The 16,254-nt window shown below is 72.9% G+C and carries 11 protein-coding genes; 4 read left to right on the top strand and 7 right to left on the bottom strand.

Annotated elements, in window-relative coordinates; genetic code table 11:
- The first annotated feature begins 12 nt into the window (after positions 1-12).
- Positions 13-1,308: an aspartate aminotransferase family protein gene (locus J2S42_RS09515; protein ID WP_307237667.1), complete on the top strand. Its 1,296-nt coding sequence runs from the start codon at positions 13-15 to the stop codon at positions 1,306-1,308.
- 66 nt (positions 1,309-1,374) lie between these two features.
- On the opposite strand, the gene J2S42_RS09510 is transcribed toward J2S42_RS09515, so the two are convergent.
- The 4 genes from J2S42_RS09510 to J2S42_RS09495 form a co-directional block, all read right to left on the bottom strand.
- Positions 1,375-3,516, bottom strand: coding sequence for a transglycosylase domain-containing protein (locus J2S42_RS09510; protein ID WP_307237665.1), 2,142 nt, complete (start codon positions 3,514-3,516; stop codon positions 1,375-1,377).
- Positions 3,517-3,928: 412 nt separating this feature from the next.
- Positions 3,929-4,900, bottom strand: a complete 972-nt coding sequence (locus J2S42_RS09505; protein WP_307237663.1) for an AraC family transcriptional regulator — start codon at positions 4,898-4,900, stop codon at positions 3,929-3,931.
- A gap of 85 nt (positions 4,901-4,985) precedes the next feature.
- Positions 4,986-7,043, bottom strand: coding sequence for a glycoside hydrolase family 15 protein (locus tag J2S42_RS09500; protein ID WP_307237661.1), 2,058 nt, complete (start codon positions 7,041-7,043; stop codon positions 4,986-4,988).
- Positions 7,044-7,104: 61 nt separating this feature from the next.
- The gene (locus J2S42_RS09495) at positions 7,105-8,100 is read right to left on the bottom strand and encodes a zinc-binding dehydrogenase (RefSeq protein ID WP_307237659.1); all 996 of its coding nucleotides are present in this window, start codon (positions 8,098-8,100) and stop codon (positions 7,105-7,107) included.
- Positions 8,101-8,238: 138 nt separating this feature from the next.
- On the opposite strand from J2S42_RS09495, the gene J2S42_RS09490 reads away from it, so the two are divergent.
- The 3 genes from J2S42_RS09490 (at position 8,239) to nhaA (ending at position 11,188) form a co-directional block, all read left to right on the top strand.
- Positions 8,239-8,850 (top strand): TetR/AcrR family transcriptional regulator, encoded by a 612-nt coding sequence (locus tag J2S42_RS09490; RefSeq protein ID WP_307237657.1) that lies wholly within the window; start codon positions 8,239-8,241, stop codon positions 8,848-8,850.
- A gap of 9 nt (positions 8,851-8,859) precedes the next feature.
- Complete coding sequence (locus J2S42_RS09485) at positions 8,860-9,789, top strand: DUF389 domain-containing protein (protein ID WP_307237655.1); 930 nt, start codon at positions 8,860-8,862, stop codon at positions 9,787-9,789.
- A gap of 103 nt (positions 9,790-9,892) precedes the next feature.
- Positions 9,893-11,188, top strand: a complete 1,296-nt coding sequence (nhaA, locus tag J2S42_RS09480; protein WP_307237653.1) for a Na+/H+ antiporter NhaA — start codon at positions 9,893-9,895, stop codon at positions 11,186-11,188.
- Positions 11,189-11,425: 237 nt separating this feature from the next.
- On the opposite strand, the gene J2S42_RS09475 is transcribed toward nhaA, so the two are convergent.
- From J2S42_RS09475 to J2S42_RS09465, 3 genes are all read right to left on the bottom strand, one after another.
- Positions 11,426-13,264 (bottom strand): phosphatase PAP2 family protein, encoded by a 1,839-nt coding sequence (locus J2S42_RS09475; protein WP_307237651.1) that lies wholly within the window; start codon positions 13,262-13,264, stop codon positions 11,426-11,428.
- A gap of 96 nt (positions 13,265-13,360) precedes the next feature.
- The gene (locus J2S42_RS09470) at positions 13,361-14,002 is read right to left on the bottom strand and encodes a response regulator (protein WP_307237649.1); all 642 of its coding nucleotides are present in this window, start codon (positions 14,000-14,002) and stop codon (positions 13,361-13,363) included.
- A complete protein-coding gene (locus tag J2S42_RS09465; protein ID WP_307237647.1) occupies positions 13,999-16,233 on the bottom strand; it encodes a sensor histidine kinase in 2,235 nt (744 codons plus the stop codon). Before J2S42_RS09465 ends, J2S42_RS09470 begins: the two co-directional genes overlap by 4 nt.
- Positions 16,234-16,254: the final 21 nt, after the last annotated feature.

Here is a 16,254-nt window from a genome sequence, read left to right as displayed (position 1 = left end):
GGCTGGGCAGCGATGACTTCACGCACGTACGAGCTGGACCGCGCGCACGTCTTCCACTCCTGGTCCGCGCAGGCCGAGATCGACCCGATGGTGATCACGGAGGCGTGGGGTTCCCGGGTCCGGGACGAGGCCGGTACGGAGTATCTGGACTTCTCCTCGCAACTGGTCTTCACGAACCTGGGCCACGGCCACCCGCGCGTCGTGGCCGCGATCCAGGAGCAGGCCGCGCGGCTGTGCACGATCGCGCCGCAGCACGCCACCGAGGCCCGGTCCGAGGCCGCGCGGCTGATCGCCGGCCTGGCGCCGGACGGGCTGAACAAGGTGTTCTTCACCAACGGCGGCGCGGACGCGAACGAGCACGCGATCCGGATGGCACGCCTGCACACCGGCCGCCCGAAGGTGCTCGCCGCCTACCGGTCGTACCACGGCGGCACGCAGACCGCGGTGAACGTGACCGGCGACCCGCGCCGCTGGCCCAGCGACACCGGTACGGCCGGCGTGGTGCACTTCTTCGGCCCGTTCCGGTACCGGTCGGAGTTCCACGCGGTGACCGAGGAGCAGGAGTGCGAGCGGGCGCTGGCGCACCTGCGGCGCACGATCGAGGCGGAGGGGCCGGCCACGATCGCCGCGATCATCCTGGAGACCATTCCGGGTACGGCCGGGATCATGCCGCCGCCGCCCGGTTACCTGCCCGGCGTGCGCGCGCTGTGCGACCGGTTCGGCATCGTGCTGATCCTGGACGAGGTGATGGCCGGGTTCGGCCGGGCCGGTGCCTGGTTCGCGCTGGACCGCTACGACGTGCGTCCCGACCTGATCACGTTCGCCAAGGGCGTCAACTCCGGCTACGTCCCGCTCGGCGGCGTGGTGATCAGCGACGCGATCGCGGGCACGTTCGCGCACACCGCGTACCCGGGCGGCCTGACCTACTCCGGGCATCCGCTGGCGACCGCGGCCGCGGTCGCCACCATCGAGGCGATGACCGGCGAGGGTACGGTCGCCAACGCCGACCGGCTCGGCCGTGACCTGCTCGGTCCCGGCCTGCGTGAGCTGGCCGGCAAGCACGCGGTCGTCGGTGACGTGCGCGGCGTGGGCGTCTTCTGGGCGGTGGAGCTGGTCGCCGGCCGGGACACGCGCGAACCGCTGCCGGCCGCGGCCACGGCCGAGGTGGTGGCCGCGTGCAAGCGGGCCGGGCTGCTGCCGTTCAGCACGGCGAACCGGCTGCACCTGGTACCCCCGTGCAATGTCGCCGACGAGGACGTGACCGCCGCGCTGGGCATGCTGGACGGCGCGCTCAGCCGCCGTTCCTGAGGCAGACCCACCGGACGAAAAAGGGGCGCCCCTCGGTGAGGGGCGCCCCGATCGGTGTGCTGCCGGTCAGTCGTCCTCGGACGACGGCGGCTTCGTCGTGGACGGCGACGGCGCCTGCTGTTGGCTGGACGCGGAGCCGGACTTGAACGCGATCGTCTCGCTCGGGTTCGGGAAGTCCTTCACCGGCTGGCCCTCCAGGCCGTCGCGCAGCAGCGTGGCGACCGAGCGGATCACCTCTTCCTGGATGGCCGAGCCGACCAGGTCGGCCGGGTTGTCCGGGTTCGCCGCGATCCCGGCGATCGCCAGCTGCGGCGTGACGCCGACGAACGACTCGGTGGAGTAGTTGTCCGAGCTGCCGGACTTGCCGGAGACCGGACGGCCGACCATGTCGTTCACCTCCGTGGACGTACCGCTGTTGCAGCTGCCGTAGGCCGGCGCCTGGCCGACCACGCAACGGCCGGCGTCGGCCGCGGCCCGGGCCACGTCCTTGTCCAGTGCCTGCGTGCACTCCGGCTGCGCCACCTTGGCCGCGGCGTCGCTGACCGTGCCGGTGGAATCGGTGATCGACACGACCGGGGTCGGCTTGCAGAACTTGCCGTCCGCGGCCAGCGTGGCGTACGCGTTGGCCATGTCCAGCGGCGTGGTCGCGGAGACGCCGAGCGTGAACGACCCCCAGCCGCTCGGGTCGGCCGCCAGGGCCGCGTCCTGCTGGTTGCGGAACTGGATGCCGAGCCGCTTGGCCATCTCCACGGCCTTGGTGACGCCGACCTCCTGCTGCAACTTGATGAAGTACGTGTTCGACGACTTGCCGAACCCGGTCCACATGTTCTGGTAGCCGTCCTGGTAGGTCTTGTCCGCGTTGCTCGGGCACCAGAACCCGCCGCACGCGGTCGCGCTGCCGTCCGGGTAGATCGTCTTGAACGGGCTCTTGGTGGTGTAGCCGGTGTCCAGCGAGAAGCCGTTCTCCAGCGCGGCCAGCATCACGAAGACCTTGAACGTGGAGCCGAACTGGTAACCGGCCGAGTCCTCACTGCCCGCGATGAACTGGTTGACCGTGTTCGGGTAGTTGCCGCCGCCCGGGTTCGGCTCGATGCTGAACCGCCGGTTGATCGCCAGCGCCTTCACCTTGCCGGTGCCCGGCTCGACCGCGGCCAGCGGCGCCGCGCGGGGGTTGTCCACCGGGTAGATGCGCACCGCCTCCGCGGCCGCCTTGTCCTGCAGCGCCGGGTCCATCGACGTGACGATCCGCAGGCCGCCCTTCTTCAGCAGCTCCTCGCGGTCCTCCGGGGTGGCGCCGAACTCCTCCTGCTGCTTCCACCAGGACAGGAAGTAGTCGCAGAAGAAGCCCCAGCTGTTGTGCGTGTTCGGGACCGCGGTGCAGTTGCTGGTGGCCGTGGTCGGCTTGAGGTTCAGCGGCTCCGCGATCGCCGCGTCCGCCTCCGCCTGCGTGATCGCGCCGGTGCCGACCATCGCGTTCAGCACGTAGTCGCGGCGTCCGACCGCTTGGTCCTCCTTGTTGTTCACCGGGTCGTACGCGTCCGGTGACTTCACCAGCCCGGCGATCATGGCGGCCTGGCCGAGCGTGAGCTTGTCCGGCGTGGTGGAGAAGTAGGCGCGGGCGGCCGCGGAGATGCCGTACGCCTTGTTGCCGAAATACGCGATGTTGAGGTAGCGGCGGAGGATCTCCTCCTTGTCCAGCTCGTCCTCGATGGTGACCGCGTACCGGATCTCCTGCAGCTTCCGGCCGGTGCTCAGCTCGGTCGCGGCCTGGCGCTCCTCGTCCGAGGCGGTCTGGTCGTTCTTCAGCACGTTGCGGACGTACTGCATGGTCAGCGTGGACGCGCCGGACACCTCACCGCCCTGCGTGTTCGACACGAACGCGCGCATCAGGCCCTTCACGTCCACGCCGCCGTGCTGGTAGAAGCGGGTGTCCTCGGCCGCGACGATCGCGTCCTTCATCACCGTGGCGATGTCGTCGATGCCGACGTCGGTGCGGTTCTCCTCCCAGAACTGGGTGATCTGGGTCTTGCCGTCGCTGGCGTAGATGTACGACGCCTGCGGGGTCGGTGGCGTCTGCAGGTCGCTGGGCAGGTCCTCGAACGAGTCACCGGCCAGCTTCGCCGCCATGCCGACGCCGGCGCTCACCGGCAGCGTGGCGCCCGCGATGACGCCGCCGACGATCACGCCGAGCAGCACCAGTGTGAGCACCTTGCGGCCGATGGTCGCTTTCGAGCGGTCGGTCGGTTCGGCCTTTTCGGTCCCCGGGACCAGCGGTGTCGCCGATTCCTGCATTACGCGAAGAACCCCTCGTCGATGGTGATGGGCACGCACCGTGCTATTCGAAATGCGCGCGGTTATCTTTTGCGGTCGTCGTGCGGCGATCAGGAGATCATGAACGCTCCATTGATACCTCGCCGGGCTGGGTGTTTCATCGGGCCCCCGATCAGGCAGAGTCCGTGACCGGGGAACCGGTTGCCATTTCCGCGCGCGAAAATGGATAGGTAGATCACACCGTCCCGTTACGCCGCGCACATACGGCATTCAGGAAAGGCGCGGTGAAACGCGCCGACCGGTTCGCCGCGGACGCGGCCGCGCGGCCCCCGGGCGGCGAATCCGGGGTTCAGCTCCGCAGGGTCTCGCCGGGTAGCACGCCGTAGGCGGCGCGGTAGTCGGCGGCGAAACGGCCGGTGTTGCCGAAGCCCCACCGCACCGCGATCGCCCGCACGGTGGCGCCGCGGGCCGGATCGGCGCGTTGCAGGTCCCGCCGGGCCAGGTCCAGCCGCACCCGGCGCAGATACTCCAGCGGTGTCATGTCCAGGTGCCGGCGGAAGCCGTACTGCAGCGCGCGGGCGCTGATGCCGGCCGCCGCCGCGATCTCGCTCAGCTGTATCGGCAGGTGGGCGTTGGCGTCGATGTGGGCGACGGCACGCCGGATCGCGGCCGGTGCGACGTCACCGGGGCCCGGTGTGCGGTGCTGGTCCAGCGTCGTGTTCGGGAAGACGTGCAGCGCGGCGGTCGCGACGGTGCGGGCCAGATCCTCGGCCAGCAGCGGCGAACTCAGCGGTGACGCCGGATGATCCATCAGCGCGCCGGCGGCGGACGCGATCAGGGAGTGCCAGTAGCGGCGCATGGGCGCCGAGACCGGGGTGACGCCGTGGAAGCGCACCGCCGCCGCGGGCACCCCGGCCGTGTCCTCGGCGGCCCGCTGGATCCGGTCGGCCGGCAGCCGCAGCGTGGTCACGTCGAAGCCGCGCATGCTGAACTCGATCGGGACCCGCAGCGGGTAGAACGAGACGTCCCCGCGGGTGGCGACGGTGCCGCCGGCCCGGCTGCCGATCTGCACGCTGCCCGCGTGCACGACGAAGAACACGTAGTCCTGGAAACCCTCGGCGCTGGTGCCGGCGTAGTCGATTGAGGTGCGCACCCGGTCCGCGCCGAGCGCCGGGACGTCGTGGGTCAGCGCGGAGAACCGGGCGCCGTCGCGGATCGGTGCGAACCGTGATCGATTGTCCGCGTAGGTCCGCCGGATGAACTCGATGATCTCGCCGTCGTCGTTGGACGAGAACGACGACCGGCGGACGGGCTCAGGCATGTCTCCTCCCGACAGCGACAGCCTTCGTCACGGTACCCGCGGTCGGCGGGCAGTCGCAGAGCGTCACTCGTCCGGGATCGACCGATCAGCGGCCGTACCGGTCGGTGACCGCCGCCGGGGTCTCCACGATCCGGCCCGCCGCGAGATTGCGGGCCAGCCGCAGGTACTCCGCGTGCGTCCAGGCCAGCGGCGTCGCGGAGAACGTCGGCGTGCCGGGCGCGAAGCCGGGTCGCCCGGCCGGGGGAGTGCGGTCCCAGACCTGCTCGGGCAACATGCCGCCGGGCCCGGTCGCGCGGGCCATCGCGTCCAGCCGGGTGCGCGCCGACCGGAGATCACCCGCCGCGATCTCGTACTCGCCGCGTTCGCCGCTGAGCAGCGGCCAGGCCCGGCCCCGGGAGACGCGCGAGCCCGGCGGCTCGTCGTACTCCCACTGGCTGCCGTCGAGTTGCTCGCCGAACCCGTCGAACGACGCGCGGTGCCAGAAGAACCCGCGCGGGGTGGCCACGCCGAGCTGCGCGTCGACGACCGCGAGGCTGTTGCGCACGTCCGCGTCCGACGGTGGCAGCACGCCGAGCCGGACCAGCTCGATGAAGCTCGGGTCGACCACGGTGCGCTGGTCCACGCCGGCCGGCCCGCCGTCGCCGATGTCGTACGCCGTACCCGCGTCCGGGTTGCCGTCCTTCGTCAGGCGCAGGAAGTACGGCTCGTCCGAGTACGGGCCGGTCGTGGTCACGGTCCACGCCTTGACCCGGGCACGCCAGTCGTCGGCGACGGACAGATAGCGCCCGGCCGCGGCGGCATCGCCGTGGCCCTGTGCGACCGAGGCCGCGCACACCAGCCCGGCGATCGCGGTGGCGATCGTGTTGGGGGAGTAGCCGGACTGGTTCTCCCAGCGTTCCTGCGGCGTGAACGGCGCACCGGGGTAGCCGGCCAGGAAGTCCGCCGCGCGTCTGACCGCCGGCCAGGTGTCCGCGCGGCCGAGCTGGTAGGCCAGCACGATCGGCAGCGCCACCTCGTCCAGTTGCAGCCCGCCCCACACCGGGGTGCCGTCGACCTGCGAGTTCTGTGGGAACGAGCCGTCCGGCCTCTGCTGCACGCCGAACAGGAAGTCGAGCGCGCGGTTCGCGCCGGCGCGGTCCCCGGCCGCGAGCAAGCCGGTGGCGATCTGATAGAGATCACGGGACCAGACCAGATGGTACGGACCGGAGGGATCGTCCGTGCCGAACGCCCACGGCGAGGCCGGCGCGGCCACGTACGCGCCGGGGTGGGTCTTGTCCTCCAGCGCCGCCAGGACCATCGCGGACGTCTCCCACAGCTGCCGCGAAGCGACCCGTGGCGGCGCGCTCAACCCCTTCAGGTAACCCTGCCAGCCGTACGCGTACGCGCGTGCGACCCGGTCGAAACCGGTGCGCAGCGACGTTCTCGCGGTGTCCAGCGCCTCCTTCTCGGTGCCGCCGAAGCCGAGCGCGAGCGTGCTGCGCCCGGTGCGCAATGCCGCGGTCTGCACCAGGTAACCGGCCTCGGCCGACGGGTGACGCCAGTCCATCCGCCCGTCGCGCAGGTCGGCCGGCCCGTCGCTGACCCCGGCGAACCCGCTGGACGTGGCCGTGAACGCACCGGCCAGCGCGCTGGACACGTCCCCGTCCGTGGCGGTCAGCGCGCCGTCGACGGTCCGGCCCGCGTCGCCGCCCCGGGAGTTGCCCAGCGCCGGGTCGTAGATCGCGAACAGCTCGTGGCCGCGCGGCGCCGCGAAGTCCAGGTCGACCAGCACGGACGACCTGGCGGGGTCGGTGGTGTAGTCGGCGGTCAGCCGCCACCCGCGGCCGTCGAGGACCTGCCGGAAGCGCAGCCCGTCGCGCTGCTCCGTGCGTACCGAGGTGGCCTCGGCCAGGCCGCCGCGCGCGGTCACCGCGAACGTCAGCGACCGGGCACTCGGCCCGCCGATCGTCGGATAGAAGATCTCGCCGAGCCCGCCCTCGCGCTGCACGGTCGCCCAGACCAGGCTCTGCGGCGTGCGCGAGGTCAGCAGGCCCGACTTGTCCGCCGGAAGATACTGCTGGTCGACGCCGGGCGCGCCGGGCGCCGGGCCCACCGGCACCAGTCCGATCGTGGTCATCAACAGCACGGGCAGCACCGGTGTCATATCGACGGTCTACCCCGCCCTGCCCTTGATCGCACCCGCTGGGCGGCCCGGCTGACGCGTCTCAGACGGCGATGACCGTCTTCCCGATCGTCCGGCCGCTCTCGGCCAGCTCGTGCGCCGCTCGCATGGTCTCCACCCGCAGGCCGTCGAGCACCGTCGTGACGATCGGGCGCAGCCGGCCCGCCGCTGCGTCCGCCGCCAGCTCGGCGAGGACGGCGCCCTGGGCGGCGGCGTCACCGCCGGCCGTGATCCGGCTGAAGACGGTCTCGGTGTGCAGCGACACGGACCTGTCGATGAGCGGCCCGAGATCGACGGGGCCGTTCAGGTCGACGGCCGCGAGGTGACCGAACGGCCGCAGCGCCGCCGCGATCCAGCCGAGGTTGTGGGCCGTCCCGGCCGTGGACAGCACCAGGTCGACCCGATCGAGGCCGGCGTCGCGCAGCTGGGCGGGTACGTCCCCGGTGTGGTCGACGACCAGGTCCGCACCCGCCGCCGTGCACCACTCGCGGGACTCGGGACGCGACGCCGTGCTCACCACCACGGCCGAGGTCCGGGTCTTCAGCAGTTGCGCCGCCATCGTCCCCACGCCGCCCGCGCCGCCGACGATCAGCACCCGGTCGATGCCGGCCGCCAGGCCGTCCCGATCGCGGAACACCGCCTCCCAGGCGGTGAGGCCGCCGATGGGCAGGGAGGCCGCGTCGACGAAGGACAGCCGGTCCGGGATCCGCGCCACCACGCGGTGGTCGACCGCGACCCGCTCGGCCCAGGCGCCGTCCCGCGACCAGTCGCCGGTGCCCAGCACGCGATCACCGGCCGCGAAACCGGGTGCCCGCGGCCCGGCCGCCTTCACCACGCCGGCGAACTCGAAACCGAGGATGACGCGCCCGCCCGGTGCGGCGCTGCGCGTCCGCCGGATCGCCGCCTCACCCGGGTTGATGCCCACGGCGCGGACCGACACGAGCAGGTCCGTGTCGCGCATCCGTGGCTCCGCGGTGTCGACGAGCTCGATCGCGAACGCGTCCAGCGAGTGGGCCTTCTCATAGGCGAGGGCTTTCACGTACGTCTCCGTTCCCGGTGCTTCCGCACAATTTTGATGTCATGCAACATCAAAAAATGATGATGACCGACATCGTAAACTGTCAAGCGAGGAGCACTTTGATGTCGGATATCATCGTCGGCGGAGGAGGTGCCCGAGGTGCCACGCATCACCCAGGAGCAGAAGAAGCGCAACCGAGAGAAGATCGTGCAGGCCGCGGGCGAGGGGTTCCGGCTGCGCGGCGTCGGCGGCATCGGCATCGAGGAGCTGATGAAGGCCGCCGGGATGACACACGGCGGGTTCTACAACCACTTCTCCTCGAAGGAGGACCTCGCCCTCGAGGTCTACCGCCAGGGGTTCGCCGACTCACTCGCCGCGCTGGCCGCCATCCGCGAGGCGCACCCCCGTTCCGCCCGGGCGGCCCTGCACGACATGGTCGACGGCTACCTGACGGCCGAGCACCGCGACCACCCGGAGACCGGCTGCCCCTCGGCCGCGCTGGCCGCCGACGCCGGACGCCACGGTGCCGCCGCACAGGCCGAGTACCGGCACGGGCTCGAGGGATACCTCGGCGCCATCACCGAGATGGTCCAGGACCGCGCGCGCCAGTCCGGCACCCGGACGACCCCGGCGGAGGCCCGCGAGCAGGCGGTGGCGCTGTTCTCCCAGATGGTCGGCGCGATGGTGATCGCCCGCGCCGTCGCCGGGGCCGACCCCGGCCTCGCCGACGAGGTGCTGACCGCCGGCCGCAGGCGGCTCAAGCGCCTCTAAACTGCCGTCGTGCTGCATATTCGGGTTATCTCGCCGGAGTCGATGACCGCGAAGGTCGAGCAGATGCTGCTGGCCGACCAGGCGGTCACGCACCTGACCGTGGTCGCGGGCGCGGCCCGGTCGCCGCGCGGTGACCTGATCGAGTTCGACGTGGTGCGGGAGGGCGCCAGCGGTGTGCTGGACGCGCTGCGCGGGCTCGGCGTCGACGAGCGTGGCGCCATCTCGGTGGAGAGCGTCGATCTGGCGATCTCCGGTGCGGCGGAGCGCGCGGCCGACCGTACCCCCGGTCTGGGCGTCGACGCGGTCGTCTGGCACGAGATCGAGCACAAGACCGGCGAGGAGACCGCGCTGTCCGCGTCGTTCCTCGCGTTCATGTCGGTGGCCTGCGTGATCGCGGGCATCGGCGTACTGCTCGACCAGCCGATCCTGATCGTCGGTTCGATGGTCGTCGGCCCGGAGTTCGGGCCGCTGGCCGCGCTGTGCGTCGGGCTGGTCCAGCGGCGCGGTGACCTGCTGCGCCGGTCCGTGCTCGCGCTGGTGATCGGCTTCCCGGTGGGGATGGCGGTGACCGTGCTGGCCACCTGGCTGCTGACCGCGTTCGGCCTGTTCGACGCGTCGATGCTGGTGGCCGAGCGGCCGCTGACCGACTTCATCTGGCGGCCGGACGCGCTGTCCTGGGTGGTCGGGTTCCTCGCCGGTGTCGCCGGGATACTGTCGCTGACCTCGTCCAAGGCCGGCACGCTGGTCGGCGTGCTGATCTCGGTCACCACGGTCCCGGCCGCGGCCAACGCGGCGGTGGCGATCGCCTACGGCGTCGGCAATGAGGCCTGGGGCTCCGCGCTCCAGCTGGTGATCAACCTGGTGGCGATCGTGCTCGCCGGCGTGCTGACGCTGCTGGTCCAGCAGGTCGCCTGGAAGGTCGCGGCCCGCCGCTCGTGACCTGCGACGCTGTGCCGGGCGGCCGGGCACGGTAGGTTCGAACCCAGGTGTGCCGGGAAGACTGGTCGGCGAGTCCCAGCCGCAGTCTGCCCAGAGGAGTCCCGTGTCCGGTGCCCCGACCCGCCCCGCCCGCCACCTGTTCGGCCGCGGCAGCTGGCCCGAGGTCAGCCGGATCGCGGACATCCTGCGCGCGGAGACCGTCGGCGGCATACTCCTGCTGGCCGCCGCCGTCGCGGCACTGATCTGGGCGAACTCGCCGTGGTCCGCCGCGTACCAGCAGCTGGGCGCGTTCCGGGTCGGCCCGCATGCGCTGCACCTGGACCTGACACTGGCGCAGTGGGCCGCGGACGGGCTGCTGGCCGTCTTCTTCTTCGTCGCCGGGCTGGAGCTCAAGCGCGAGTTCGTCGCCGGTGACCTGCGGGACCCACGGCGGGCGGTGATGCCGATCGCGGCCGCGGCCGGTGGCATGGCCGTACCGGCGCTGATCTACACCACGGTCAACGCGACCTCGGCGCAGGGCGCGCTGTCCGGCTGGGCGGTGCCGACCGCGACCGACATCGCGTTCGCGCTCGCCGTGCTCGGCGTGATCTCCACCCACCTGCCGTCCGCGCTGCGTACGTTCCTGCTCACGCTCGCGGTCGTCGACGACCTGCTGGCCATCGTGATCATCGCGGTGTTCTACACCGGCTCGCTGGCCGTGCTGCCGCTGCTGGCCGCGCTGGTCCCGCTCGGCCTGTTCGCGTTCCTGGTGCAGAAACGGGTCCGCTCATGGTGGCTGTTGCTGCCGCTGGCCGCGCTCACCTGGGGCCTGGTGCACGCATCCGGCATCCACGCCACCGTCGCCGGCGTCCTGCTCGGCTTCATGGTCCCGGTCGTGCGGAGATCCGAGGGCCCGGGACCGGGCCTGGCCGAGCACTTCGAGCACCGGTGGCGGCCGCTGTCCGCCGGCGTGGCCGTACCGGTCTTCGCGTTCTTCGCCGCCGGTGTCTCCGTCGCCGGTGCCGGCGGGCTCGGTGCCACGCTGCGCGACCCGGTCACCATCGGCATCATCCTCGGCCTGGTCGCCGGTAAGTGCCTCGGCGTGCTCGGCACGACGTGGCTGGTGCAGCGCTTCACCCGCGCCTCACTCGGCGACGAGATCGGCTGGTGGGACGTGCTCGGCCTGTCCCTGCTGGCCGGCATCGGCTTCACCGTGTCGCTGCTGATCGGCGAGCTGGCCTTCGGCGTCGGCAGCGAGAAGGACGACCACGCCCGGATCGGCATTCTCACCGGGTCGCTGATCTCCGCACTACTGGCCACCGTGGTCCTGCGCCTGCGCAACCGTCACTACAAACGCCTCGCCATCGCGGAGACCCGCGACGCGGACGCGGACGGCATCCCGGACGTCTACCAGAGATAGCGACGCGCTTTCGCACCCCGGCCCTTCCGCTTCCGGCGTGGGCACGTCCCCGGTGCTTCCGCGGGCACCGGGGCCCATGCCACTCCGGCCGCTCATACGTGCGGAAGGCCGGCGTCCGGGCACGCCGCGCCCGGGACATCACGACAGGTGCATCGGCGCCTCGGTGCCGCCGGAGCCGGCGTCGCCACCAGGCGATGACGCGGCGTGCCCACGACGGGGCGTGGGCACGCCGGGTGGTCAGCCGTGCAGGCGGATCCGGACCTCGGTGCGGGTGTAGGTGACCGTGGCGCGGCGGCCGCCGGTGGCGACGACCCTGGCGAAGCGGCCACGCACCCGCCGCGCCCGCAGCACGGTGGCCTCGCCGCCGCGGCCGTCCACGGTCAGCGTGCCGGCCAGTACCGCCTCGTCCTCCACCGTGACGGCCGCGCCGCGCGCCGGGGCCGTGACCGCGAGCGCACCGGCCCGCTGGTCGTAGCGGCCGCGTACCCGCAGCGCGCCCGGCACCCGCAGTTCGCCGCCGGTCACCTCGACGTCGCCGCGGCCGAGCGCGTCGACCGTGCCCGCGACCAGCGTGCCCGCGCGCAGCCGGGTGCCGCCGCGGTAGTCGTTGCCGCCGGTCAGCGTGAGTGTGCCGGAGCCGGACTTGACCAGGCCGCCGCGGCCGCCGATGTCGTTGCGCCAGGTGTCCGCGGCCGCGAAACCGCCGGCCGCCGCGTCCATGACCACCTGCACGGTACGGTCGAACGCGCCGTAGCCGTCCGCGGCGGCGAACAGGTTGAGCCGTCCCCAGAACTCCGGGCCGTCCAGCAGTGGGTGACCGGACTCCAGCGCCGTGGTGCGCAGGACCTCACGGCGCTGTTCCGCGGTCAGGTACGGCAGGCGCGTCTCCAACAGCACCTCCGCCCCGGCCGGGACCATCATCGGCACGCCGCGCGCGCCGGTCCGCGGCAGGTCGTAGGTCAGCTTCGGCAGTGCCAGCCGGGCGTTCGCGGCCCGGTCGCGGTAGTCGTCGCCGGTGCCGTTGTGCGCGAACGCGAACAGGTCGCCGCCGGCCCGCGCGGTCAGGTAGGTCCGAGCCTGCTCCCGGGCCTGCGCCTTGAGCTGCGCGTTAGCCGGGTCGTTGAGGATCGCGGCGGCGAGCGCGGTGGCCAGGATCCGGCCGCCGATCACGTCGATCGGGGAGTGCATGCCGGAGACGATGCGAGTGTCGCTGAGGTCCAGCGCCGCGGTGATGAGTTCCTGGAAGCGTTCCGGGATCGCGTACGCGTAGGCGAGCGCGGCCAGGTGGAACGCGTTGGTGTGCCCGCTGGGCAGGCCGCCGTCCTCGGCCGGGGTGGTGCTGCGCTGGCGGAGCAGCTGCGCCGCGACCGTGACCGGCGAGTCGTACACCGGGTAGCCGAGCGCGTCGACCGTGCCGGTGTCGACGACCCGGTTGGACTCGGTCATCCGCCATGGCCGCGGGTACTGGTAGGCGGTCTTGGCCGGGTTGCCGGAGGAGAACGGGCCGCGCAGTGTGTTGACCAGCGTGACGACCGCGCCGAGCGCGGACGTGACGGAGCCCGCGCCGAGCGCCGCACCGGCGGGGGCACCGGCCGGGACCGCGTCGTCGATCTTGGTGGGCGGCGTGCCGTCCGGCGCGGTGGTGATGCCGGTGACCGCGAGCGCGCCCTCCCGGTAGAGCGCGGTGAGCGGGCCGAGCCCGGCGGCCGCGGCGTAGCTCTGGTGCTGCCGGTCCTGGATGAACGCGCGGGCGGCCTGCTGCGGCGTGCGGGCCCGGGTGACCTTCGCGACGTGGCGGATGTTGGCGCGCAGTACCGCGTGGTCGAGGACCGTGCCGGTGTTCCACTCCGCGCCGGTGCGCCACAGCCGCCGCATGCCGGAGAGGATGCGTACCGCGGCGTTGCCGGCCACGGTCAGGTCGGTGCTGACGTTGGTCTTGTAGGTCGCCACGAACGACTCGACGCCGGGCAGTGTGGCCGCGGCCGACGCGGGTGAGCCGGTGAGCAGTCCGGCCGCGGTCGGGGCGGCGAGGCCGGCGGCGGTGGCGCGCAGCAGCGTGCGGCGGCTGACGATCATGAATTGACTCCAGCTGGCGGGCGATCGAGGTCGCGGCCATGCTGACGGCACCGTACGTACACCGGGCGAATTTGATCTTGTCGGTGCGTGAAATCGTCACAGCTCGTCGGTCGTGATCAGGCCGTCCTGGAGCGCGCGGGCGACGAGCGCGGCCTTGGTCGGCGCCTCCCGGCCGACGTTGGCGTACTTCACCCGGACCCGCTCCAGGCCGGAGTTGACCCGGTGGACGGTGATGTCCAGGCGGCGCGCGACCATCTCCTTGGACTCGGAGTGGAACCACTCGATCAGGATCTGGTGCTCGCGCGGGGACAGCCGCGGCCGGTGCGGCCGGTCGTCCGTGCCGAACGCACCGGACAGCGTCGGCGGCGTGTACGGCGTGTTGCGCGCGGCCGCGACGATCGCCGCGACCAGGTGCTCCTCGCCCTCAGCCTTGGTCAGGTAGGTGAACGCGCCGATGTCCAGCGCGGTCAGCGCGGTCTCCCGGTCCGCGCGCATGCTGTAGACCACGACCTGCCGTCCCGCGTCGACCAGGCGTTTCAGGTCGCCGTAGGCCGGGCCGGACGGGTCGAGCTGCAGATCGAGGACGACGACGCCGGCGCGGTCGCCCGGCGGCAGCCACGCGGCGGCCACGGTCGGCCCGGCCGCGACCACCTCGATCGGCGTCTCGGCCGTCGCGCACCAGGACCGCACCCCGGCGATGACGACCGGGTGATCGTCCACCACGACCGCAGTGATCATCGTTCTCCCTGCCAGGACGCCTGTATCCACAGTCGATCACCGTCGGCCAGCACGGACCGCCGGACGCCGTCGCCGTCCGCGGCCGGTGGCGGTGGCGCGCAGGCCGCGACCACGCTGACGGTGACGGTGTCGCCGGTGCTGGTGACGGTGAGCCGGGCCCGGCCGGTCGCGGTGGCGAGCGCGGCGATGGCCGGTGCCGCCAGCCGGCGGCGTACCCCGGGCGGCAGGTCCGGGCGGGTGCCGTGCGCCGCGAACGTCACCGCGACGCCGTCGCGCTCGGCCTGCTCGACGGCCGCGCGCAGCTCGTGGGCGAGCGCGTCCGGGTGGGCGTCGTCAGAGGCGATCAGCCGCCGCATCCGGGCCGCCTCGGCCGCGCAGGCCCGCCGCACATCCGGGTCGCCGGGGTCCAGCTCCGCAGAGGCCAGACCCGCCAGCAACGGTACGGCCGTGGCCGCCAGCGCGGCGATCCGGCCGGTGCGGTCGGCGTGCAGGTGCCGGGCGACCGCCTCGGACGTACGCACCCGTTCGGCCGCGCGCACCGCCCGCGCGGTGCTGCCCGCCATGCCGCGCAGCACCGCCGCGATCATCGCGATCGCCAGCTGGTAGGACAGCACGGCCCAGGTGGCGCTGATCGCACCGGCGACGCTCAGCGCGGCCTCCCCGGCCAGCGCGGCCTGCCCGAACGTCATCAGGTACTGCGCGGCCAACACGGCGATCAGCACGCCGACGCGCCCGCCCATCAGCAGCAGCACGATCGGCCAGCCCGCGTCACCCTCGGACCAGTGCGCGGCGCCGAGCCGGAACTCCGGGCGCACCGTCGCGGTGGCCAGCGCGGACAGCGCGAACACCAGCGCCACCAGCGCCCACCGCCACCGGCCGGGTGGCCGGTCCCGCCAGGTCGCGACCGCCACCACGAGCGTCACCGCGACCAGCCCGGACCAGGCCAGCAGCTGTGGCCAGAGCGCGGTGTACGCGGCGCCGGCGGCCAGCAGCCGGGGCAGGTCGAGCAGCGTCAGGACGGCCAGCGTGATGCTGATCGCGGCCCAGCGCAGGCCCCGCTGGAACGACGCGGTGATCACCTCCCGGTCGCCGCGGTCGTCCTCGGCCGGACGTGGGCAGGTCAGCGTGACCGTGGTGCCGTGGCCGGGGCGGCTGTCGATCCGGGCGCGGCCGCCGGTGCGTGTCATCCGCTCGATCAGCGACCGGGTCAGCCCGTAGCGGTCCGCGTCGATCCGAGCCGGGTCGAAGCCGCGGCCGGTGTCCACGATCTCGGCCGTGACCAGCGCGCCGTCGTCACGTATCCGGATCTCGGCGGTGTCCGTGCCCGCGTGCCGGGCCACGTTGGTCAGCGCCTCGCGCACGCCGCGGCTGAGCGAGACCGCGTCCGCGGCCGGCAGCGTCACCGCGGCCGGCACGCTCCACCGGACCCGCAGCGCCGTGTGCCGGACCGTCTCGCGCAGCAGCGGGATCAGGTCGGCCTCGCCGTGCGCGCCGCTGGACCGGTGCAGCTCGGCCAGGTCCCGCCGGGCCTGCGCGGACAGCCACGGCTCCGGGCGGGCGACCACACCCTCGCCGACCATCAGCAGCGTGGCCGCCGCGGTGTCGTGCAGTGCCGCCAGGTACTCCCGCTCGCCGGACCGGCGCGCGGCCGCGATCTCCGCGGCCCGGCGCAGGCCGGCGGTCCGGGCGATGATCCGGTCCGAGGTACGGGCGCTGCGCCGGACGAACCGGTACAGGCCGAAGGAGAGCGCGGCCTCGGCCGCGGTCCACGGCCCGAGCGTGGGATCGGCGAGCCAGCCGCCCGGATCGGCGAGCGTCGCACCGGCGTAGTAGACCGTGATGATCACCGCGGTCGCCACGGCCAGCGCCCGGCCGCCGATCTGCCACGGGTAGGTGACCACGACCATGTTCAGCGCGATCAGCACCCAGGTGGCGCCACCGCGCGGATCCGGGGTGACGGTCCAGGACATGCTCAGGCAGATGCCGCAGACCGCCGCCACGTCCGCGACCGGCAGCCATTGACGCGCACGTGCGCCGCCGCGCACCATGACGAGGGCGTAGAGCAGGCTCCACACGTTGAACGCGGTCACCATGACGGCCGCCACCGCCCGGTCGGGCATCGCGGCGAGCGCCAGACTGACCGAACTGGACAGTCCGATCACGACGATCCGCAACCCGAGCGCGTATGTCACCCCTTGGTCGAGAAGCCTCTGCTCCACCGCGCCCGGCACGCGCACATCGTATCCCCGTCG

It is taken from the genome of Catenuloplanes indicus, from assembly GCF_030813715.1.
GTDB classification, from domain to species: Bacteria; Actinomycetota; Actinomycetes; order Mycobacteriales; family Micromonosporaceae; genus Catenuloplanes; species Catenuloplanes indicus.
This window is presented reverse-complemented; position numbering and strand designations above follow the sequence as displayed.

Excerpts from the sequence above, each read along its gene's own strand:
- J2S42_RS09505 (WP_307237663.1), bottom strand. The coding sequence starts at position 4,900 with ATGCCTGAGCCCGTCCGCCGGTCGTCGTTCTCGTCCAACGACGACGGC.
- J2S42_RS09470 (WP_307237649.1), bottom strand. The coding sequence starts at position 14,002 with ATGATCACTGCGGTCGTGGTGGACGATCACCCGGTCGTCATCGCCGGG.
- J2S42_RS09515 (WP_307237667.1), top strand. The coding sequence starts at position 13 with ATGACTTCACGCACGTACGAGCTGGACCGCGCGCACGTCTTCCACTCC.
- J2S42_RS09500 (WP_307237661.1), bottom strand. The coding sequence starts at position 7,043 with ATGACACCGGTGCTGCCCGTGCTGTTGATGACCACGATCGGACTGGTG.
- J2S42_RS09475 (WP_307237651.1), bottom strand. The coding sequence starts at position 13,264 with ATGATCGTCAGCCGCCGCACGCTGCTGCGCGCCACCGCCGCCGGCCTC.